This is a genomic window from Polynucleobacter sp. JS-JIR-II-c23, assembly GCF_035011225.1.
Classification (GTDB): Bacteria; Pseudomonadota; Gammaproteobacteria; order Burkholderiales; family Burkholderiaceae; genus Polynucleobacter.
Genome location: NZ_JAYGQT010000001.1, coordinates 912,616 through 934,313 on the forward strand (window position 1 = coordinate 912,616; position 21,698 = coordinate 934,313).

The window sequence follows — 21,698 nt, forward strand, 5'->3', positions numbered from 1 at the left end:
AGGCTTTTAATTGGCTTGAATTATTGTATAGCTACGCTATACAATATGGTATGATTAAATCGTTTAGGCATAAAGGATTGCAGTTATTTTTTGAAACTGGAAGCCGTGCTGGTATTCAAAGTTCTCATGCTCCTCGTCTTTCAAGACAATTATCCAGATTGAATGAGGCCCGTAATTGGGAGGATGTGAATATTCCTGGCTGGCGATTACATTCCTTAGGTGGAAAACTGGTTGGCCACTTTTCAATTTCAGTTAGTGGAAACTGGAGAATTACTTTTAGGTTTGAACGCGAAGACGTAGTGTTGGTAAATTATCAGGACTACCATTGATGATAAAAATGAGAAAAATGCACAACCCCCCGCATCCAGGACTCACCTTGCGTGATGATATTCTCCCTGCTTTAGGGATTACTGTTACTGCCGCAGCTGATCAGCTTGGTGTGACTAGAGCCGCTTTATCTCGAGTATTAAATGCTAAAGCTGCAATTTCGCCTGAGATGGCATTGAGAATTGAGGCATGGTTAGGCGTTGAAAATGGTGGCAGTGCAAGTATTTGGTTGGCCCAACAGTCTGCTTATGATTTGTGGAAAGCTAGAAAGACTATTAAACCTAAAGTGAAGCACATACAAATACCGGATTTACTGGCCGCCTAATTATTGGCGACTCAATTAGCGATTAAATAAGTGATAGATCACAGGAATCGCTACCGCACTAACAACGCCATTCATGCCCATCGCTAGGCTGGCGTATGTTCCTGCTTCAGGATGAATGCTAAACGCACGTGAGGTGCCGATACCATGAGCGCCAATGCCAATCGCAAAACCTCTTTGCCACCAAGCTTTCATACCCAATGCGTTCAATACAAAGGGTGCCAAGATAGCACCTAGTATTCCGGTGCTCACGGCAAAGATGGCCGTTAGAGTGGGTGAGACGCCAATACGTTCTGCAATACCCATGGCAATTGGTGCTGTGACTGATTTGGGATACATTGCCCCAGTAATGCTGGAGTCCGCCCCGAGCATAGTCGCAATACCTACCGCACTAATGATTGAAACCAATCCGCCCGTGCATAGCGAAGCAATCAAAGGGATTGATCTCCCCGTAAGGCTACTTAATCCCCTATAGATGGGGATTGCTAAAGATACTGTCGCCGATCCCAATAGAAAGTGAATAAACTGAGCGCCCTCAAAATAGGTTGAGTAGGGCATTTCAATAAATTGAATCGTACTTGCCACAATCAGAATGGCAATTGCTACTGGATTTGCTAATGGATTCTGATGACTAGCCTTATAAATGCTGAGTCCAATTTGATAGGCCGCTAGCGTAATAAACAGGGCAAAAAGCGGGCTTCCTGATAGGTAAACCCAAATCTCAACGATGGAGTGCTTTTCACTCATGAGATTCTTTCCTGCTCAATAAACGGGCGACTAACGCGCTAGAGGCAATAGTGAGGATGACGCTACCAATGAGGGCGCTAATAATGGCCCATGCATTTGCCTTGAGCTGGGGTAAGAAAAGCACCACGCCAACGGCAGCTGGAACAAAGAGAAGTCCAAGGTACTGACTAAAGCCATCACCCACCATAGCTAAGTCGGCATTAATTCCTTTGCGCAAAACAAGCCACAGCACCAAGAGAACTAATCCAATGACCGGGCCAGGTAGCGTTGGCAAAAGGAACTTGGAAACGAGCTCCCCCAAACTTTGAAAGAGAAGGATTTGTACAAGACCAAAAATCATGTATCTATCTTACCGCCTGCGTGAATAGAGTGCCCGGATAACCATCTCAGTGCCTGAAGCACCAAAGAAGGGGTTTTCTGAAGTTGCGCCATGGCTATCTCAGTTAGATTTGTACTATTCAGGGATGCCCTGAGGATTCCAGCCAATATCTTGTATACAAAACCTTGCTACACTGGTCTGAAATTGCAGTTCATATTAATAAACAGGAGATTCAACATGAAGTCACTCGTATCTGGCTTGCTTCTTGCTTTGTGTTCCAGCCTTTCTTTTTCTGTATCGGCTAAAGATACGGTCAAGATTGCCTACATTGGGCCATTGACCGGAGGTGTTTCCGCAAATGGTATTGGTGGTCGTAACTCTGCTGATCTAGCGGTGCGTATGAAAAACCAAGACCCGAATGCTAAATATAAATATGAATTGGTTACTGCTGATGATGAGTGCAAGCCTAACGTAGGCGTACAAGTTGCTACCAAAATAGCGTCAGACAGCTCCATTATTGCTGGTGTAACCCATTACTGCTCAGCAGTAGCAATGAGTACTGTTGATGTTTATCATAAGTTTGGTTTGCCAGTTATGGTGTGGGGCGCTGTTCTCCCTGAAATCACTTATGGCAATGACTACAAAGAAATTCATCGTGTAAACGGTACGATGATTAATCAAAATGAAGTAGCAGCTAAATTCTTAACTGGCTTAGGCTATAAGAAGTGGGTCATCATTCATGACACTACCGATTACGGCAAAGGTCACAATAAGTATTTTTCTCAGTTCCTGACTAAAAATGGCGGCCAGATCTTGGGCACCTTTGGTGTCACCGCTGATCAGCAAGACTTCACAGCCGAATTAACCAAAATCAAGCAGTTGAACCCTGAAGTGGTTTACTTTGGCGGCCTCACACCAATCGGTATTCGTATCCGCACACAAATGGATCGCTTGGGTATCAAGGCGGTATTTGAAGGAACTTCTGGAATTAAGTCTGATGCATACATCGAGGGCTTGGGTAAATTGTCTGAAGGCTCTTTGTCTTTCATCGAAGGCGCACCTTGGGAAAAGCTCCCTGGTGGACTTGAGTTCATTGCTAAGTATTCGCAGCAGAAGTATCCAGATGCGCCTGAAGCCTACGGTCCTTTTGCTTATACCGCTACCAACTTGATCATGGCTGCAATTGAAAAAGCTGGCCCTAATCGTAAGAAGGTAATGGAGGTCTTAAACAACACCCAAAACGTTGAAACGATTATTGGCAAAGTTAGTTTTGATGATCATCGTCAAAACATTGTTCCTTTGATCTCCAAGTATGTTGCTCAAGATGGCAAATGGGTTCTCTGGGAAGACAGCCTTTATGCCAAGAAGCAGCGTAAGTTAGGGCAGTAATTGAAATCGTAGTAGAAGAGGGTAATTTTGCATGTCATTTGATATTTTTTTGCAGTACCTGCTCAATGGTTTGATGTTGGGTGTAATTTATGCAATCGTGGCAGTTGGATTTACCCTCTACTTCGGTGTTTTGGATGTCATTAAGTTTTCCCATGGTGACATCCTCATGGTGGGGGCCTTTGCTGGCCTCACCGCTTATATCGGTATAGCCGAGACATTTACTTCTCCTTGGCTACAGCTTTTGGTATTAATAGTGGTGAGCTTGGCGGTTGCTGCCTTTCTTGGCGCAGTCATTGCGCGTTATCTGATTCTGCCTTTACAGAAAGCGCCCCCAATCAATACCTTATTGGTAACCTTGATGCTGGGTCTTGCGCTGCGTGAGTTAGTCCGTTTGTTTTATCCAAATGGATCCAATCCAAAACCTTTCCCCAAGTTGCTGCCAGTTGATGGCATTGCTCTCGGCGAATTTACTTTACGCTCCGATAGCCTCATCCTACTCATTACCGGAGTCTTAATCATTGTTGCGGTTCAACGCCTGATTACCAAGAGCAAGATTGGTTTGGCTATTCGTGCGGTTGCACAAGATAGTGAAACGGCACGCATTATGGGTATTAACTTCCATCGAATTGTCTTGATCACATTTATGTTGGGCTCAGCCTTGGCTGCTCTCGCTGGCTTGATGAACGGCCTGTATTACAACGAAGTGAATTTCAGTATGGGTTTATTGCTAGGTGTAATTGGCTTCTCGGCCGCTGTAGTGGGCGGCTTAGGAAATTTCTATGGAGCAATTGTGGGAGGGTTTTTATTTGCAGGACTCCAAACGATTGGCGCTGTTTTGTTACCCGCCATCATGCCGAGCGTTCCTAGTGCCTATAAGGATGTCTTTGCATTTGCAGTAATTATCATCATCATGGGATTAAAGCCTACAGGCTTGATTTCTGAAAAATCCAGCGAGCGAGTTTAAGTATGAAGTTATTAATATCTACCTTCATTGCGTGTCTGGTCTACAGCATTCTGCTGTTGGGTTCAGAAAACCAGCTTGAGGTTGGCGCTCTCGTAATCCTCGCATTTGTAACCAGTTTAGTTGGTAAAAAATTAGGGTTGATGGATAAGCTTGCGATTACCGCAAGAGAGCATCCGCACTTTCCAGCTTATGCCTCGATTGCTGGTGTGCTGATAACTATGTTGGTGTTCCACAACTCACACTTTGCGCTCTTGATGCTCGCTACGGTGCTGATCTATTCCATTGTTTGCCTTGGCTTAAACATTCAATTTGGTTATGTCGGCATCGTGAACTTTGCAGGCGCCGCTTTCTTTGGTATCGGCAGTTATACCGCTGCAATATTGGCGACGCACACAGCGATCCCTCATTTGCTGGTTCTATTTATCGCTGCTAGCATCTCTGCCTTAATTGGTTCTATCTTGATTTATCCTGTATTGAGAACTCGCGGGCACTATGCAGCATTAGTGACTATTGCATTTGGCATCCTATTCCGTAATTTCTTGGAAGTGAATGACACTCTGGGCGGCCCACAGGGATTGAAGATCCCTCCGCTCACTATTTTTGGCTGGAATTTATCTGATGGCTTGGACATTGCTGGTTTTGAGCTGTCTTTTTACATCCCATACCTCCTGATCGCATTAGTTCTGCTAATTGCTAGTTTTAGAATCACCCGCAATTTAGAGCGCTCATGGATTGGATTGAGTATGGATATGGTCCGTACCGATGAAATTGCAGCCTCTACTTTTGGTGTGAACATTGCGCACTGGAAGGTAGTGGCATTTACATTGGGCAACTTCATTGCTGGTATGGCAGGAGCACTCTATGGAATGATGACTGCCTATGTTGCCCCCAATAACTTTACCTTTGCCGACTCTTTGATTTTGGTATCGATTGTGATTTTGGGTGGTATTGGTAATCCATGGGGAATCATTCCTGCGGCAGCCATTGTGGTGATTCTTCCTGAGAAGCTGCAGTTTATTCAGGAATATCGTTTCTTGCTCTATGCCATTGTGGTGATCTTGATCTTGCTATTCCGTCCCGATGGTTTACTGCCAAGGCGGATTCGTGAGTATTTCCCGGGTAACAAAGCGGGAGGCCAAAAATGAGCTCATTACCATCATCCAAGAAGCAGATTCTGGTCGCAGACAAACTCACCATGCGTTTTGGTGGCGTGACAGCATTAGATTCATTAGATCTTCATGTGAACGAGGGTGAAGTATTGGGATTGCTGGGCCCCAATGGTTCAGGCAAGACCACTTTCTTTAACGTGATTACCGGTCTGTATCGGGCAAGTTCAGGAAGTGTCGCATTCCGCGGTGAGGATTTGACTGATGCTACTGCTCAGCAAGTGTATTTACATGCGATTACTCGCACCTTTCAGCGCTCGCGTTTGTCTTTACCTTTAACAGTGTTCGATAACATCGCCATTGGTGATAACCGTCGATTAAATACTGGGCTTTTCTTTAATTTGTTTCAACGAGAGAAGTTCAAGCAAGAATACGAAGGCTTGGTTGAGCAGGTGAGACAGTTGCTCCTTACGTTTAACCCTAAGTTAGCTGACAAAATATTTGAGCCAGTGGCAAGCTTGCCAATGATTGATCGCCGCCGCATCGAAATCTGCAGAGCCTTGATCAGTCAACCTGATTTACTGCTTTTAGATGAGCCTTCAGCTGGCATGACTCACGATGAGACCGCTGAAGTAATGGATGATATTTTGCAGGTACGCAGCAAGATTAAGCCTTTCACCATTATTTTGATTGAGCATGAAATGGGTTTGATTCAGCGGATGACTGAGCGTTGCATTGTTTTGAACTATGGCAAGAAGATTGCTGAGGGTACTTACGATGAGATTGTGAATAATCGCGAAGTGCAAGTCGCTTATTTGGGGCAGGAATAATCATGGCCTTATTAGAGATTGAACACATCTATACCGCGTACGATCGGATTGATGTACTTGAAGATGTATCTATCAAAGTCGAGAAGGGTGAAATCACCTGCATTCTGGGTGCCAATGGAGCCGGAAAATCGACTTTAATTCGTTCCGTCCTGGGCTTGACTCCAGCCAATCGTGGAAAAATTATTTTTAATGGCGCAGATATTGCTCATTTACCAACGCATCGCATTATTGAGGCGGGTATTGCATGTGTTCCAGAAGGTCGTCGCGTGTTTCCGCGGATGACGGTGGATGAAAATCTATCCGCCGGAGCTTATTTGGTGACCGACAAAAAGGTCATTGAAGAGCGTCGTGAGCATGTTAAGAATTTGTTTCCGCGTCTTGCAGAGCGTTCCAATCAGCTGGCAGGCACCATGTCGGGTGGTGAGCAGGCCATGCTTGCCATTAGTCGCAGCTTAATGAGTTCGCCTGAGTTGCTGATATTCGATGAGCCTTCGCTGGGATTATCACCGCTGTTTGTAAAAGAAAACTTTAAGATCATTAAAGAAATCAATCAAATGGGGACCACGGTTTTATTGGTTGAGCAGAATGTTCGTCAAACCTTGGCAATCGCCCATCGTGGGTATGTCATTACCAAGGGTCAAGTGGTGGCTAAGGGAAGTGCTGCTGAATTGGCTGAGAACGCCGAAGTTCAAGCGGCTTATTTTGGATAAATCAAGATGACTAATAGCATTCCCGATCCAATCGAATTAACTCAAGATCTGATTCGCTTCAATACGATTAATCCCCCGGGTAATGAAGATCAAGTTTGCAACTATTTAGCCAAGCTTTTAGAGTCAGTCGGCTACGAATGTCACAAGATTGAATTTGCTCCGCATCGTATGAGTTTAGTTGCCAAAATTGGCGCCTGCACCGAGCAAAAACCCAGTATTTGTTTTACTGGGCATGTGGATGTGGTTCCCTTGGGCGCCCGCACCTGGAAATATGAGCCCTTTGCCGGTGTTATTGAAGACGGTAAGTTGTATGGTCGCGGCTCTAGCGATATGAAGAGCGGTGTAGCTGCATTTGTTGTTGCAGCTATGAAAATGGCTGACTCAGCTAAGCAGGGCGCCGGTGTTAGCATGATCATTACCGCAGGAGAAGAGACGGGTTGCGAAGGCGCCTTTCATTTGGCAGCTAACCAGGAAATATTGGATTTTCTGGGCCCTGCTGGATGCTTTATTGTGGCTGAACCTACCGCCAATGAACCTTTGCTAGGTCACAAGGGGGCCTACTGGTTGAAAGCCTCTACTGATGGCGTTACCGCTCATGGCTCGATGCCTGAGCGTGGCGACAACGCGTTTTATAAGTTGGCTAAGGCCGCATTAACTTTAGAAAAATTTGCTTTTGATACTCCTGTCCATGAGTTGATGGGTCAAGGCACTCTTAATGTGGGTACTGCCAAATCAGGCATCAATATCAACTCAGTTCCTGATGCGGCGGAAATGACGCTGGATATTCGTACGGTTGCAGGGCAAAGCCATCAACATATTTATGGCTGCCTATGTAAAGCGCTGGGCCCTACGGTTCGCCTGGACACCATTATTGATATTGAAGGGGTGTTCACGCCCGCTACAGATCCCTGGATGGCAAGCGTATTTGATTTTTGTGAAAAGATTAATGGGGTTCGTCCGGTCGAAAAGACGGTGTCTTACTTTACCGATGCATCAGCATTAAAGCCCGCAATTGGCAATCCACCCACCGTGATTCTGGGGCCAGGCCAGCCAGAAATGGCTCATCAAACTGACGAATTTTGTTACGTCGACAAAATTACAGATGCGACTCAGTTATTTTCTGAACTAATTCTTGATTGGCAGGCTCACTAGTTCTTCGCCCCCAATAAATGTTGCATTGCAATATATTAATTCTTAGTTAAGATAAGCACACGATAAGTGGGGGTAATGAAGTTGCCTCTGACACCATAAAAAGAATTTTTAGGAGAGCACTCATGGCTGAATTGAATGTCAATGGTAAAAAATACAAGGTGGACGTTGATCCAGAAACCCCATTGCTTTGGGTAATCCGCGAACAGGTCGGTTTAACCGGCACTAAGTATGGATGTGGAGTTGGTCAATGCGGTGCGTGCACAGTGTTGTTTGAGGGTCAGGCCATTCGTAGCTGCTCTATTCCAGTAGCTGCAGCTGAAGGAAAAAAAATCGAGACTATTGAAAGTTTAGAGAAGAGTGGTCAGCTTTCTAAAGTTCAAAAAGCGTGGGTCGACAATCAAGTGCCTCAGTGTGGTTACTGTCAGTCCGGCATGGTGATGGCAACCACCGCTTTGTTAAGAAACAATCCAAAGCCTACTGATGCACAAATCGACGAGTCCATTACTAATATCTGCCGCTGCGGCACATTCCAGCAAGTGCGTGCAGCGATTCATGCAGCTAGCAAGGCTTAAGGGGAAAAACATGACTACAAATACAAATACTTCCCGCCGCCATTTTGTCATTGGCTCTAGTGCCATTGCTACTGGCTTAGCCATTGGCCTCGATCTTTCTTTTATGTCTGCTGCAAATGCGGCTATGGGTACTGGCACTACTGCCATGACTCCATTAGCCACACCAGAAATTGGTATCTGGGTTGTAGTTAAGCCGAATGATGATGTTGTTGTGCGTATTGTCCGCTCAGAAATGGGTCAAGGCACTATTACTGGCTTAGCTCAGATGGTTGCAGAAGAATTGCAATGTGATTGGAAAAAAGTCTCTTATGACTATCCATCACCTGGTGAGAATTTAAAGCGTAAGCTGGCATGGGGTAGCTATTCCACTGGCGGCAGCCGTGGTATTCGTACTTCTGAGCAATATGTTCGCAAAGGCGGAGCTGCTGCGCGCATCATGTTGATTCAGGCTGCGGCAAATCAATGGGGCGTTCCCGCTTCTGAATGCGTAGCAAAAGATAGCGTGATTACTCATACTCCGTCTGGCAAAAAGACAACTTTCGGTAAGGTATCTGTAGCGGCATCACAGTTGGAAGTGCCAAAAGAAGTGCCATTGAAGGATCCAAGGGAGTGGACATTAATTGGTAAGCCTGTCAATCGTATTGATGGCGTTTCCGACAAGGTCACTGGGCGACAGGTCTATGCAATTGACTTGAAGATGCCAGGTATGTTGGTGGCGAATATTAAAGAGTCTCCAGTGTTTGGCGGCAAAGTAAAGAGCTACGACGCGGCTAAAGCGCAAAGCATGAAAGGCGTAAAGAAAGTAGTTCAGGTAGGTGACTCAGCGGTAGCAGTTGTAGCAGATACCTTCTGGCAAGCTAAAACCGCTTTAGACCAAGTGAATATCGTTTGGGATAGCGGTACTAATGGCAATGTTTCCAGTGCTTCCATTAAGAAGATGTTGGAAGAGGGCTTAAATGCAGATGATGCTTTTGTTCACAACACTAATGGTGATGTTAAAGCGGCAATGTCTGGCGCATCTAAGAAATTAGAGGCTACTTATTTCTACCCATTCTTAAATCACGCCACCCTAGAGCCGCAAACAGCGACTGCAAAATGGACTGCCGACTCTTGTGAGGCTTGGGTTCCAACTCAAGACGGTGAAGCTTCATTAGCAGCCGTTATTGCTGCATCTGGACTTCCTGCAGAAAAATGTAATGTCTACAAGGTAAACCTTGGTGGTGGCTTTGGTCGCCGTGGCGCTTTCCAGGATTACACAACGCAAGCGGTGAATATTGCCAAGCAAATGCCAGGCACTCCTATTAAGTTGATTTGGACTCGTGAAGAGGATATGACCCAGGGTCGTTACCATCCCGTAATGATGTGTAAGATGACTGCAGCGATTGATGACAAGAAAAACGTCACTGGTATTAACATGCGTTTGTCAGGTCAATCCATCCTGGCTGCGGTGCGTCCAGCAGTAGTTGCAGCAAACAAAGGTAAGGATCCGTTAGCGTTCCAGGGTCTTGAGGACAGTGGAGAGCATGGTATTACTTATAGCTTCCCTAACCTCACTATTGACCACGCTATGCGTAATACCCACGTGCCACCAGGATTCTGGCGTGGTGTGAACGTTAACCAAAACGCAATCTTTATTGAAACGTTTATGGATGAGTTGGCTGAAGCAACAGGCATGGATGCGGTAGAGTTCCGTCGCAAGCATATGGAAAAGTACCCACGTGCAGTTGCAGCATTGAATGCGGTAGCTGATGGTATTGGTTGGACTAAGCCAGCCGCCCCAGGCGTCTATCGTGGTGTTGCGCAAATGCGCTCATTTGGCAGTTATGTTGCTGCAGCTTGTGAGCTTTCAGTTAAGAACGGCAATGAAGTGAAGATTCATCGCATTGTTGCCGCTACCGATCCTGGTTATGCAGTTAACCCTGCGCAAATTGCACGTCAGGTCTCCGGCTCCTTTGTTTATGGCTTATCCGCTTTATTCGAAGAAGAGATCACGATTGAAAAAGGTGCTGTTGTTCAGAAGAACTTTGATACCTTTAACTCGATTCGTCTCTATCAGATGCCAAAAGTCGAAACCATCATCATTCAAGGTGGCGGTAAAGAGTGGGGTGGCGTAGGTGAACCAACGATTGCGGTAGCTGCACCAGCTGTTCTCAATGCCATTTATCGTGCAACAGGCAAACGCTTGCGCACAGTGCCTTTGAAAAACAGCGGTATCAAGCTAGTTTAAGCGTTAGTTCACAGTGACATTGTGTCGATGAGAAAGAGGATTGCACTAGCATTTTCATTGCTAGTCATCCTCAATCTCAATGCTGTGCACGCTCAAGTAATCGTGGGTGATTCGATTTTTGAATCCCTTTCTTCTGAGGCTGGCAATCCGGTGCGTGGTAGAGTGATTGTGGCAAGTCGTCAAACAGGTTTATGTTTGCTATGTCACAGCGGCCCGTTTCCAGAAGAGCGCTTTCAGGGGAACTTAGCTCCTGAACTGAAGATGAGCGTGGCTCGCTTAAATGCCCCACAACTAAGGGCGCGTATTGTGAATGCAGCACACTTCAATCCACAAACAATCATGCCGGCTTATTATGAAACTAAACACCTCAATCGTGTAGCCCCTAAGTTTTCGGGGCAGACAATACTAAGCGGACAAGAGATCGAAGATGTTATTGCTTTCTTGGTGACTTTGAATAATACAAATTAACTGAAATCGAGATGAAGAAAATCATTCATAACCATCGCAGGCAATGGCTAAAGCAAGTCCAGGGTCTTGGGCTTTTGGCCTTGGGTTTTTGTTTAAATCCGATAGCTGCCCTTGCTAAAAAAGAAGAGGCAGATGAAGCGATTAAAAAAATTACCGGTGGCGCTGCTATTAGGGAGGGTAAAGTCACTCTGGTTATTCCACCGCTAGTGGAAAATGGTAATTTAGTCGTGCTCAAGGTTAGTGTAGATAGTCCGATGACAGCCAATGATTATGTCAAGACCATACATGTGATTGCCGAGGGCAATCCTTTGCCTAATATCTTTACTGTTTACCTTACTCCACGTTCGGGCACTGCAAACATTACGACGCGTGTCCGTTTGGCTGATAGCCAGAAGGTATGGGCTATTGCACAAATGAGTAATGGTAGTTTTTGGCAAGGCTCCGCCGAAACTTTGGTAACCCTTTCAGCGTGCACGGAGATGGTATGAGTAAAACTTCCCGTACATCCATCACAATGCCAGCTACGGCCAAAAAAGATTCCATTATTGAGATTCGCGCTATTGCGCAGCATGATATGGAGTCAGGTTTTCGCTATACCGAGGGCGGCAAGCTCATTCCCCGCGATATTATTCGTACCTTTACCTGCACCTACAACACTGTGGAAGTGTTTAAAGCGGATTTCTATTCAGGAATAGGGGCTAATCCCTTAATCATCTTCACCACTATCGCTGTTGAGTCCGGAACCCTCGAGTTCAGATGGGCTGGGGATGATGGGTATGAGGCAGTCAACCAGTCTCACATTACTGTTTCGTGAAAAAGAAAACTTCTTTTTTTCTGAGTGGCATTTATCTAATACTTGCTAGCCTTATATTCATGGGGGCTCCAAAAGCAGTACCGCCATTGCAGCAGTCGAGTTATGAGTTGATGTCTGCCGAGAACAAGGCAATGCAAGATGACCCTTCACTCAATCCAGCAATGTTTTGGGTTGGTGATGGTGAAAGTTTATGGCAACAGAAGCTTGGTCCACAAAATAATGCTTGTAGCACTTGTCATGGGGATGCAAAAAAATCCATGCGCGGTGTAGCTACTCAATATCCTAAGGTGATTAAAGGCAAACTCCAAACGCTGGAAGGCCAAATCAATCAGTGTCGAATCGGCACTCAATCAGCCCCCGCCTTGCTCTACGAGAGCAAAGATCTCTTAGCCTTAACTGCCTTCATCGCATTTCAGTCCAAGGGCATGCCAATTGCGGTGAATGAAAATTCTGCTAACGCACCCTTCTTAAAAAAGGGCAGGCAGTCATTTAATGAGCGTATGGGACAGCTTAATTTATCTTGTGCGCAATGTCACGAGGATAGGGCGGGCCTAAAGCTTGGCGGTAGCCCAATACCTCAAGGACATCCCAATGCCTATCCCATCTATCGCTTAGAGTGGCAAACCTTGGGTTCATTGCAAAGACGGCTACGCAACTGCATGAGCGGTGTGAGGGCGCAACAATTTGAATATGGCTCGCCAGAGATGGCGCAGTTAGAGCTGTTTCTGATGTGGCGAGCTAGAGGCCTACCCCTAGAATCTCCAGGGGTGAGGCCTTAGCAAGGGTCTTTCTTCAGTTAATCAGAAAAGACTACTGAAGTTGCTCCATTTATGAGGACGCGATCGTGTAGGTAGTAACGCAAAGCTCTTGAGAGAACTGCGCGCTCTAAATCTCGACCCTTACGCACCAAGTCTTCTGGTGTATCGCCATGCGTAACGCGAGTCACATCTTGCTCGATGATCGGACCTTCATCCAGATCACTAGTCACAAAATGGGCAGTTGCACCGATGAGCTTGATACCGCGAGCATGCGCTTGATGGTATGGTTTAGCACCCTTAAAGCTAGGCAAGAATGAGTGGTGCACGTTAATGCAGCGGCCAGATAGCTTAGTCGATAAATCATCTGACAAGATTTGCATGTAGCGCGCCAAAATCACCATGTCTACCTTAGAATCTGCAACGATTTCGAGAAGTCTCGCTTCCTGGGCTGGCTTGGTTTCAGGTGTGACTGGTAGGTGGTAGAACGGGATATCCGCAAAATCAATGCTGGCATAGACGTCACGAGGATGGTTGGAGACGATGCCACAGATAATCATCGGTAACTCACCAATGCGCCAGCGATAGAGAAGGTCAACCAGGCAATGGTCTAACTTGGAAGCCATGATTAATACGCGTTTAAGATCCTTTACTGCACGCAATTCCCAAGTGAGCTCAAAACGCTTTGCAATTTCGACAAAGCCCACTCTGAGTGACTCTACATTCGCAGGACAGCTAAAGCTGACGCGCATAAAAAAGCGCTTTGACGCTTTATCATCAAACTGTTGAGCTTCTTCAATGTCACCGCCTAGTTCAAATATATAAGTAGAGACCGCAGCAACAATGCCGGGTTTATTCGGGCAGGTAAGAGTAAGGTAATAGTTTTCAGTGGCCATATTAATTCGTTAGTAGATTGCTTATAAGCACTAATTTTAGTCGCTTATCCCCCTGCTTGGGGCTAAGTGCCCGAGTTATTGCTTGGCAGAACTCTTAGTCGTATCTCCAGGCCCCAATAAGGGCTCACTTTTATCCGTAACGGTGGGTAGAACAACCTCAATACAGATAGGTTTTGAGTCAATCACATTAAAGAAGTTGCACTCTTTTTTGGTGGCGGCAGATGCCATATGCTCTAAGGGAGATTTACCTGTCGCCGCAGAAGATGCAAGGCTTACTGCTGTGCCAGGGTTTGCTACAGCAGCGGTTCCAATAGTACTGGCAGCTGCTGTACCAGAGCTACTAAGGGTTGCTAATGGTGCGACGCAAGCACTCAATAATCCTATTAGGCAACTTAAGCCAAGCCAGCGAAAAAGGGTGAATCGCAAATAGGAAAAATTATTTGCTGCGACAGGCAACATTGAACACGCCTGCAGCCCATGTTTTGTTTTCAATAGCCTCAAAAGGGCTATCTGGAGTTTTCTGCTCCTCAACCACCTTACCTTTGCCGCCATTGCCAGCAAATGCTTTAAATTCAATTGGGCGATATTTGGCGGTGCTGCAATCAAATTCATTAAGACCAATAATCGAATTTACAATTTCTTTGGTTTGTGGATTTTGACCTGGCTTTTTAAAATCTAGCATCGACAAAATTTGAGTTTTGTCATCCTGTTTTTGAATTGTTGCTGGATCTACAAAAACAGTGAATGAATCGACCGTACCAATTTCTTGCCAGGCAGCCATGACATTTCCACTTGTCAATAATGTGGCTGAAATTGCGAGTAGGGTTGTGATGGATTTCATGAGAATTCAGTCCTTATTAATTGCTTTTGAGATATACATGCTATTTTAAGCGCCTATGCCACCATGTGCCATTGTAGTAATGGTTTACTTATTGGTTAATTCCAACTGGCGACTAGACTTTTCGGGTTTCATCTGCAAGGGAAGGTATTCATTGTTCGCCCACAACGAGTTCATATTGCGATATAGCTTGCTTTGTACCCATCCAGATTGGCCTGTCTGATAAACAAAGAGTGATTTCTCCAGATCCGCTAAATCATAGATTGTCCGTAAGCTTGGCGCCTGTAGTGTTTCATAGGGATTCTCGGACTGCATCAGCTCAAGTCGCCCCACGTTGATAGAAAAGCTATCTCCAGCGAAGGGGGTTCTGATATTAAATAGTTCGCCCAGTAAAGGCACCTTGCTAAATGGACGATGCTCGGAGATGGCAATGTGCGCTTTGCCCCAAACCCAAGATTTGGGGTCGTCACCATATTCCTTATTTAAATATTCCAAAGCTTTACCAAGTGCATTGTTGGAAGAGTCCTGGCAAGATTCAACCTGCTGCGTTTTAGGATCGTCACACCAGGGGCTATTGGGATTCTTGATTTGATTAATGAGTGGTGCCCGGTAATTGCGCGAACCATATGTTTCGGTAAATAGATAACTTAATCTGGAGAAAAGATTGCGTGTTAACTGGTCTGCCCAGGCATTAAAAATCAGTGCGCCTGCGCTATTTTTTTTCATATCACCATCAAAACTTCTGCCAATTTCCATTGCTTGCGCGCTCAATGGATGGGGGCTCTGGCTGGTTTTGAATAATTCTAATAATGGTGTTGCCCCAAGCGATAGGGTATCGCCCTGCATAGTTTTCATATCATCAGCGGAGTGAATATTTTTAGATTTAATGAGATCAACAATACGGTTATAACGTGTTGGCAAGTCCCAATCACCCGTTAAAGGATTGGGATCATTGGCTGCGATAATTTTTTGATTGGCTGTTGCTATCCAGTCTTGCTCAGGGTTATTGCTGGCAGGAAGCTGTTCAAAAGGCACATAGCCGTTCCAGTCATACTGCCGTTCCCAGCCAGGCGCTGGCGCTACACCATAAAGACCATGGTGCAGAATTCTTTTGGGAGCCATTCCCGCTGCTTGATAGGCAATATTACCTTCGATATCCGCCATGACCACGTTTTGCATCGGAGCGTAATTTTTTCTTAGTGCTTGCTTGAATTGATCTAGATCGGCTGCGCGATTCATATCCAATAATCCAGCAACAGATTGGTTTTCAATATCGAGCGCCGTCCAGCGGAAAGCAAGAGCAAAGCGATCCGTATCAATCGTACGCTTGGCTTTTGCATAGGAATCAGAGATGACAGGACCATGTCGAGTTTCTTTTACTAAGAAAGTCAGCGATGGAGATCCCTTGATATCAATAATCTCTTGATGTACTTTGAATGGAAGTGGTCCATCAGGACCCCGATACATGCCCGGATTCTTCAAGTCAATTTGCTCAATGTATAAATCTTGAACATCAGGCCCGGTATTGGTAAAGCTCCATGCAAACTTATCTGTTCTACCCAAAACTACTGCAGGTATTCCGGGAAGGGTTCCGCCGATTACATTTAAACCGGGGGCCTCTAGATGAGCAAAGTACCAGACAGCAGGAGCAGACAGCCCTAGATGGGGGTCGTTAGCTAATAATGGCTTGCCAGAAGTGCTTAGCTTGCCACTCAAAGCCCAGTTATTCGAGCCGATACCATCCCTTGCTCCCATTTGATCTAGCTGGCTCAACTCGGTTGCAGGTAAGTTCTTAGCTTTGCCCTCTGCGGGACCTGGAGACGGATGATAGACTTTTAGTTCCCTATATAGCTTGGAAAAATCCAGATTGCTGACAGGTTCGTCATGCTCATATGGCTGAATCACTTCCCATACTTGTTTGGTGCTGAGGTATTGCGATAACTCAAGTCGTTGTAATTCTTTGTGCCAATTTCCACCCAAGTCATAAGCCATCATGAGCATCCAAGCGACGCTGTCTGTTGGTGACCAGTGACCTGGTTTTGAGCCTGTTAAGAAATACTCCACTGGGAGAGCCCAACCTAATTGCGCGTTGCCAGCATTGACGCCGTCTGCATAAGCTTGCAATAAGCGCTTGGCGGACACAGGGTAGCGATCAAATTGACGCTCAGCTGCACGCTTGATGCCTAGCGTACGCACAAAGCGATCAATTTTTACAGTGTCATTACCCAGGATTTCCGAAAGCCGACCGCTCGCAATGCGTCGATTCATTTCCATTTGCCAGGAGCGTTCACTAGCGTGGAGGTAGCCTAAGGCAAAGTAGGCATCTGCCTGGCTTTTTGCTTTGATATGTGGAATATCAGACTCATCAAAGGTAATGGCAACAGAATCACCCAGACTTTTAATCGTACGCTTGCCTGAGATATTGGATTGGGCGGAATAAAAATAGGCGAGAGTGACTGCTAAACCAATGATGATGCAGGCCCCTATTAGCCATAGGCCAGCCCGCATAAGTTTCCCAAGCCCCGATGATTTTGCCGATAAATTCATGGATAGATTTTAGAGGTTTTATTCAACTTACCCTTGGGTGGCGGGGTAAATGGGGCTCCTGGGGCCTATATGGGGCTTGCGTGCTAAAATTTGGCTTGTCTTGATTTATTTAACGCGACTTTATTGTTGACGCGAGCCCGAGTGGTGAAATCGGTAGACACAGCAGATTTAAAATCTGCCGACTCAAAAAAGTCGTGCCGGTTCGATTCCGGCCTCGGGCACCAAAGACACTTCTACCTCGTTTATGAATTTACCCAAACTTCTCATTTGCTCAGGCTTGATCTTTTCATCTTTTGCATGGGGTGTTGACGTTCTCGAATTTAATTGCAAGCGTGCGGAAAAAGGATATACCGAAGAATACGAGATGAAAATGATGCTTGCTTCGGGCGCCCAAAAAGCCAAGTTATTTTTAGATGGTCGCGATCTAGACCAGTCAGATTTATATGGGACACAAGTCGTTAAGAGCATCACGCTGGCACGTCCCAATATTTTGATATTAATAGAAGCAAATTTTCAGCCTGAAGAAATTATGGGAGTTTCTTATCCTGCAGGTAATGTCATTACCAACATTACGCTTGACCCGGTGACTGGCAAGTTCCAGAAGGTCGAGAAAATACAGGGTGGCATCTTGGGTGCAACCATTGGAAATGGCACCCATACTAGCGAAGAGACATGCTTTCCCTCGAAAGCGCCATACAAGACTAAATAAAGATAGTTTTGCTTTGTTGCGAATGCCGGCGCTGTAAAGTCTGCACAGCCTTGGGCTGTAAGGAAAAGCCACCGTACTCACATTATTTTGGGGTAATATCAAAAACATCATTACCCAAGAATTGCCCAATCTTTTCCGGGCGCTTCCCACAATATTTTTGCCAGAAAGCAATGCCAATGAAGATGCTTCGATACCTGCTACAGATCCTTATTTTAGGGGCGATAGCCTTATGCTTGCTATCCTGCAGTGGTAGTGGAGGAGGTTCATCTTCTTCATCTTCATCGGGAGTGCCTAATATTTTGTACGTCATCATGGATGATGTCGGTATTGACCAGATGGAGTCATTCGGCTACGGCGGTGACACTCCGCCAAGCATGCCCAACATCACAGCGATTGCTCGCAAGGGTGTGCGTTTTCGCAATACATGGTCTATGCCAGAGTGCTCGAACGGGCGAGCTTCTTTCTTCGCTGGACGTTATCCATTCCGCACCAATATTTATCAAGCGATCGGCGCAAATGATCTTGCTAATTCTCAGCTCACGGAATACGATGTAACAGTTCCAAAGCTCCTAAAAAATGCTAATTATGAAAGTGCCATGTTTGGTAAATTTCACTTAGCGGGCCCAGACAACAATCAGGCAGGCTACAACACTCCGGCGCAGTTGGGTTGGGATTATTTTTATGGCTGGATCGGTGGCTTACCTGGGTCGCTGGACTCAACAGCTGGCGGTGTTGCTGCTAGCGGAACTTATAAGTGCGGCTTTGTTCCTAGTTCTACCGCAACTTCAGGGGCTTGTTACTACGCTAATAATAGTTGCGCGCCGATGTCGCAAACTTCTCCGAGGCAGGATGCGGCTGGACTTCAATGCTTAGATTCCGGGGGAATTTTTGTTGCCAATCAGTCTTGCGGAACACCTCCCTCAGGCCTCAATTTTAACGAGCAAAATGCCTATTATGTTTCTCCTCTCCTCATTATTGAGAATGGACTGGAGCCGTATCAGGTTCCGCTAACAGATCCACGCGCTCGCGGTTATCGCACACGCATTGAGGCTGATGCCGCTATTAAGTGGATTAACGGAAAGAAAGACTCCGCCAAACCATGGATGGCTACGGTGAGTTTTAGTTCTGCCCATACTCCATGGCAGCAGCCGCCTAAAAAATTAATCCCAGTAGGCGATCGCGCTGGCGCAGATTTACTTGATTGCACAAATAGCAATGATGGTCGCGTGATTCAGAATCAGATGACAGAAGGTCTTGATTCTGAATTTGGTCGAATTCTGATTGAAACTGGCTTAGCTACCCGCAATGCGAATGGCACCTTAAACTACGATCCTAAAGCTAGCAATACCGTTATTGTGATTGTCGGTGATAACGGAACTCTTGGTAATGCCGTTAAGCTTCCATTTAACGCACAAGAGGCTAAAGGTACTGCCTATCAAACTGGTGTTTGGGATCCGCTCATTGTTGCCGGTCCAATGGTGGTTAGTCCTGATCGTGAAGTTGATCATATGGTCAACATGGTTGATCTATTTCAGTTCTTTGGAGAATTGGCCGGTTTAGATGCCCATGCGTTGGTCCCCAGAACGATTGACTCGGTTGGGTTGCTGCCTTACCTGACAGAAGCAGATCAACCTAGTTTGAGAACCATTAACTTTACTCAGGGTGGCTATAACATCCAAGCAAATGGAGGGCGAAATGCACCATGTGTTTTCTCTGCATCTTCTTGCTCGCAAGTCCCAATCTCCAAGAGTGTTTGTCAGGATAATGGCGGCGTGTGGTGGGGGTCTGGGTATACCGATTCAACTGTGATTGCGAATGGTGGAGTTGGTTACACCTCATGCTACGCAGTTAATCAGGCGAAATATATTGCGGGCGGCAACAGCATGACTGCTCCAGCGCCAAATGCACAAGTAAAGATTAATCCCGAGAAATCTACCGCAATTCGGAACACTAAATATAAGCTGATTCAAAACTATACCCAGACATTTGCACCCGGAACAACCGCCCCTAATTCGGTTGTGTCATATGAGTTGTATGAGGTTAATCAGGCAACACCGCTTCCAAAGCTTGATGATCCTAGCCTGGCCATTCCAACCCCTTACTCTGTTGATATCTTGGCAGTCTATAACGATTTATATGCGAAGCTTCAAAGCTTATTGGCCTCTGAGCCTTACTGTCCTGGTGATGGCAATAATGACGGAGTCGTAAATGCCCAAGATCTATCGAATTGGCAGAAGATTTATCGTTATGCTACCTCTTCAAATATTTGGTCTAGTGTTTATAACTTTATGGTTAGCGGTGTATGGAGTGGTGTAACTAGTACTACTGATGAGCAAACTATTAGACAGAACCTCGGTACGACCTGTCCGAAAACATACAGCATTTACTAATCGTTTTATGAAGATAACCAGACGTTCAGCACTCCTCCTAGGGGGAGTGCTTGCATTGATACTTGTTGCCGCCGCTACTTCGTATGGCCTATTTCATTCTTCAGCACCAAAGTTACCGGTAGTGACTTTGAGTGATGGCGTGACTGCGCCAAAAGATATGGCTTGGATACCCGGCGGTGAATTTATGATGGGTAGCGACCATAAGCTTGCGCAACGAAATGAGCGTCCAGCCCATTTGGTTCGTGTCCATGGTTTTTGGATGGATCAAACCCATGTGACCAATGACCAGTTTGCCCAATTTGTGAAAGAAACGGGATATCAAACTACGGCAGAAAGAAAACCCGATTGGGAGACCATCCGAGTTCAATTGCCTCCAGGCATTCCAAAGCCACCTGATAAAGTCTTAGTTCCTGGTGCCATGGTCTTTGTGGGCACTGACCGCCCAGTCAATCTAAATGACGCCTCTCAGTGGTGGCAATACGTTCCAGGCGCAAGCTGGCGTCATCCACAAGGCCCCAAGAGTGACATTGAGGGCAAGGGTGACTACCCAGTGGTACAAGTAAGCTACGAAGATGCGCAGTCGTATGCAAGGTGGGCGGGCAAGCGCCTTCCAACTGAAGCTGAGTGGGAGTTTGCTGCTCGTGGCGGCCTCAATCAAGCAACCTATGCTTGGGGTGATCAGTTAATGCCAGAAGGTAAGCCACAAGCCAATTATTGGGATATACAAAAGCAACCTTTCCCGGTGATTGGAAATGGTCAAGCCAGCTCCATGCGCATCAAAGTAGGTACTACACCTGTGCGATCCTTTCCGCAAAATGGGTATGGCCTTTACGACATGACTGGGAATGCATGGCAATGGATTGCGGACTGGTATCGAGCAGATTATTTTGTATTGCAGCTTCAACAAAGTGGAAAAGATGCCATTGATAATCCACAGGGCCCAGCAGATAGTTTTGATCCTTCAGATCGGACCGCGCCATTAGATGCTCCTAAGCGAGTTATACGCGGCGGTTCTTTCTTGTGCAACGAGGATTACTGTATGTCTTATCGTCCTAGCGCAAGAAGAGCTCAAGATCCCTATAGCGGAATGTCTCACGTGGGCTTTAGGCTAGTTAAGAATCAATAGAGGCCATCCAAGAGTGAGTAAAAAAGCCACCGGAAGGTGGCTTTTGCATGCCGGGATTTAAAAGCTAGCTGCCTTTAATTAGGTTCTGTTACAAATCCAAGTTTCGTTAAACCAGCGCGGCGTGATGCAGCCAAGACCTGTGCAACATACTCATACTTCACTGACTTATCGGCGCGCAAATTAATTTCTGGTTGAGGATCTTTCTGAGCAGCTTTCTCTGCATAGCCATCAAAGGTCTTTAAATCGATCGGTGTGCTGTTCCAAAAGATTTGACCATTGGCATCAATCGAAAGCTGAACTGACTCGGGCTTGACTTCGTTGCGAACGCTATTGGCCTTTGGAAGCTCAATCTTCACTGCTTGTTGAATGACGGGCAGTGTGATGATGAAAATAATCAACAGCACCAACATGACATCCACCATTGGTGTCATGTTGATTTCGGACATAATGTTGTCGTCGTTTTGGTCGTCTTGTATATGAAAAGACATGA

General features: G+C 45.9%; 24 protein-coding genes and 1 tRNA gene. 18 read left to right on the forward strand and 7 right to left on the reverse strand.

From position 1 onward, the window contains the following. Positions 1-50 precede the first annotated feature (50 nt). Together VC159_RS04700 and VC159_RS04705 are read left to right on the forward strand one after the other, a co-directional pair. Complete coding sequence (locus VC159_RS04700; protein ID WP_323472907.1) at positions 51-329, forward strand: type II toxin-antitoxin system RelE/ParE family toxin; 279 nt, start codon at positions 51-53, stop codon at positions 327-329. Between the two features lie 8 nt (positions 330-337). Beyond that, the gene (locus VC159_RS04705; protein WP_216243822.1) at positions 338-652 is read left to right on the forward strand and encodes a HigA family addiction module antitoxin; all 315 of its coding nucleotides are present in this window, start codon (positions 338-340) and stop codon (positions 650-652) included. 15 nt (positions 653-667) lie between these two features. Here the strand turns inward: VC159_RS04705 and VC159_RS04710 are convergent, their stop codons facing one another. Both VC159_RS04710 and VC159_RS04715 read right to left on the reverse strand, forming a co-directional pair. After that, positions 668-1,396 (reverse strand): LrgB family protein, encoded by a 729-nt coding sequence (locus VC159_RS04710; protein WP_323472908.1) that lies wholly within the window; start codon positions 1,394-1,396, stop codon positions 668-670. After that, positions 1,389-1,736 (reverse strand): CidA/LrgA family protein, encoded by a 348-nt coding sequence (locus tag VC159_RS04715; protein WP_072583529.1) that lies wholly within the window; start codon positions 1,734-1,736, stop codon positions 1,389-1,391. The genes VC159_RS04710 and VC159_RS04715 overlap by 8 nt, the downstream gene beginning before the upstream one ends. Positions 1,737-1,952: 216 nt before the next feature. Here VC159_RS04715 and VC159_RS04720 point away from each other — a divergent pair, with 216 nt between their 5' ends. The 12 genes from VC159_RS04720 (at position 1,953) to soxA (ending at position 12,726) form a co-directional block, all read left to right on the forward strand. Then, entirely contained in the window at positions 1,953-3,104 is a 1,152-nt protein-coding gene (locus tag VC159_RS04720; RefSeq protein WP_323472909.1) for a branched-chain amino acid ABC transporter substrate-binding protein, read from the forward strand. Between the two features lie 31 nt (positions 3,105-3,135). Next, positions 3,136-4,068, forward strand: coding sequence for a branched-chain amino acid ABC transporter permease (locus tag VC159_RS04725; protein ID WP_072583531.1), 933 nt, complete (start codon positions 3,136-3,138; stop codon positions 4,066-4,068). 2 nt (positions 4,069-4,070) lie between these two features. Continuing rightward, entirely contained in the window at positions 4,071-5,213 is a 1,143-nt protein-coding gene (locus VC159_RS04730; protein ID WP_323472910.1) for a branched-chain amino acid ABC transporter permease, read from the forward strand. Next, positions 5,210-6,004, forward strand: coding sequence for an ABC transporter ATP-binding protein (locus VC159_RS04735; RefSeq protein ID WP_323472911.1), 795 nt, complete (start codon positions 5,210-5,212; stop codon positions 6,002-6,004). Before VC159_RS04730 ends, VC159_RS04735 begins: the two co-directional genes overlap by 4 nt. A 2-nt stretch (positions 6,005-6,006) precedes the next feature. Beyond that, positions 6,007-6,714 (forward strand): ABC transporter ATP-binding protein, encoded by a 708-nt coding sequence (locus VC159_RS04740; protein ID WP_323472912.1) that lies wholly within the window; start codon positions 6,007-6,009, stop codon positions 6,712-6,714. Positions 6,715-6,720: 6 nt separating this feature from the next. Continuing rightward, complete coding sequence (locus VC159_RS04745) at positions 6,721-7,866, forward strand: M20 family metallopeptidase (RefSeq protein ID WP_323472913.1); 1,146 nt, start codon at positions 6,721-6,723, stop codon at positions 7,864-7,866. Between the two features lie 122 nt (positions 7,867-7,988). Continuing rightward, entirely contained in the window at positions 7,989-8,438 is a 450-nt protein-coding gene (locus VC159_RS04750; RefSeq protein ID WP_215357060.1) for a (2Fe-2S)-binding protein, read from the forward strand. A 10-nt stretch (positions 8,439-8,448) separates the two neighbouring features. Further along, complete coding sequence (locus tag VC159_RS04755; protein ID WP_323472914.1) at positions 8,449-10,665, forward strand: xanthine dehydrogenase family protein molybdopterin-binding subunit; 2,217 nt, start codon at positions 8,449-8,451, stop codon at positions 10,663-10,665. Between the two features lie 27 nt (positions 10,666-10,692). Beyond that, on the forward strand, positions 10,693-11,133 hold the full coding sequence (soxX, locus tag VC159_RS04760) for a sulfur oxidation c-type cytochrome SoxX (protein ID WP_215357048.1): 441 nt from the start codon (positions 10,693-10,695) through the stop codon (positions 11,131-11,133). An 11-nt stretch (positions 11,134-11,144) separates the two neighbouring features. Next, positions 11,145-11,621, forward strand: a complete 477-nt coding sequence (locus VC159_RS04765) for a SoxY-related AACIE arm protein (protein ID WP_215357046.1) — start codon at positions 11,145-11,147, stop codon at positions 11,619-11,621. Then, on the forward strand, positions 11,618-11,947 hold the full coding sequence (locus VC159_RS04770) for a thiosulfate oxidation carrier complex protein SoxZ (protein ID WP_215357044.1): 330 nt from the start codon (positions 11,618-11,620) through the stop codon (positions 11,945-11,947). The genes VC159_RS04765 and VC159_RS04770 overlap by 4 nt, the downstream gene beginning before the upstream one ends. 59 nt (positions 11,948-12,006) lie before the next feature. After that, positions 12,007-12,726 carry a sulfur oxidation c-type cytochrome SoxA gene (soxA, locus tag VC159_RS04775; protein WP_215357042.1) on the forward strand — a complete coding sequence of 240 codons (720 nt, stop codon included), beginning with the start codon at positions 12,007-12,009 and terminating at the stop codon, positions 12,724-12,726. 17 nt (positions 12,727-12,743) lie between these two features. Here the strand turns inward: soxA and purU are convergent, their stop codons facing one another. The 4 genes from purU to VC159_RS04795 all read right to left on the reverse strand — a co-directional run bounded on the left by purU (position 12,744) and on the right by VC159_RS04795 (position 16,983). Then, positions 12,744-13,598, reverse strand: a complete 855-nt coding sequence (gene purU, locus VC159_RS04780) for a formyltetrahydrofolate deformylase (protein ID WP_323472915.1) — start codon at positions 13,596-13,598, stop codon at positions 12,744-12,746. Positions 13,599-13,673: 75 nt separating this feature from the next. Continuing rightward, complete coding sequence (locus tag VC159_RS04785) at positions 13,674-13,973, reverse strand: hypothetical protein (RefSeq protein WP_323472916.1); 300 nt, start codon at positions 13,971-13,973, stop codon at positions 13,674-13,676. Between the two features lie 61 nt (positions 13,974-14,034). Next, the gene (locus tag VC159_RS04790) at positions 14,035-14,439 is read right to left on the reverse strand and encodes a surface-adhesin E family protein (RefSeq protein ID WP_215357036.1); all 405 of its coding nucleotides are present in this window, start codon (positions 14,437-14,439) and stop codon (positions 14,035-14,037) included. 84 nt (positions 14,440-14,523) lie between these two features. Next, on the reverse strand, positions 14,524-16,983 hold the full coding sequence (locus VC159_RS04795; RefSeq protein ID WP_323472917.1) for a penicillin acylase family protein: 2,460 nt from the start codon (positions 16,981-16,983) through the stop codon (positions 14,524-14,526). Between the two features lie 135 nt (positions 16,984-17,118). Here VC159_RS04795 and VC159_RS04800 point away from each other — a divergent pair. The 4 genes from VC159_RS04800 (at position 17,119) to VC159_RS04815 (ending at position 21,208) form a co-directional block, all read left to right on the forward strand. Beyond that, positions 17,119-17,207: transfer RNA gene (locus VC159_RS04800), tRNA-Leu, on the forward strand. Positions 17,208-17,227: 20 nt separating this feature from the next. Further along, positions 17,228-17,692 carry a hypothetical protein gene (locus tag VC159_RS04805; protein ID WP_323472918.1) on the forward strand — a complete coding sequence of 155 codons (465 nt, stop codon included), beginning with the start codon at positions 17,228-17,230 and terminating at the stop codon, positions 17,690-17,692. A gap of 287 nt (positions 17,693-17,979) precedes the next feature. Continuing rightward, positions 17,980-20,082: a sulfatase-like hydrolase/transferase gene (locus tag VC159_RS04810; RefSeq protein ID WP_323472919.1), complete on the forward strand. Its 2,103-nt coding sequence runs from the start codon at positions 17,980-17,982 to the stop codon at positions 20,080-20,082. Positions 20,083-20,089: 7 nt separating this feature from the next. Continuing rightward, positions 20,090-21,208 carry a formylglycine-generating enzyme family protein gene (locus tag VC159_RS04815; RefSeq protein ID WP_323472920.1) on the forward strand — a complete coding sequence of 373 codons (1,119 nt, stop codon included), beginning with the start codon at positions 20,090-20,092 and terminating at the stop codon, positions 21,206-21,208. 74 nt (positions 21,209-21,282) lie between these two features. Here the strand turns inward: VC159_RS04815 and VC159_RS04820 are convergent, their stop codons facing one another. After that, positions 21,283-21,696 (reverse strand): biopolymer transporter ExbD, encoded by a 414-nt coding sequence (locus tag VC159_RS04820; protein WP_323472921.1) that lies wholly within the window; start codon positions 21,694-21,696, stop codon positions 21,283-21,285. Positions 21,697-21,698: the final 2 nt, after the last annotated feature.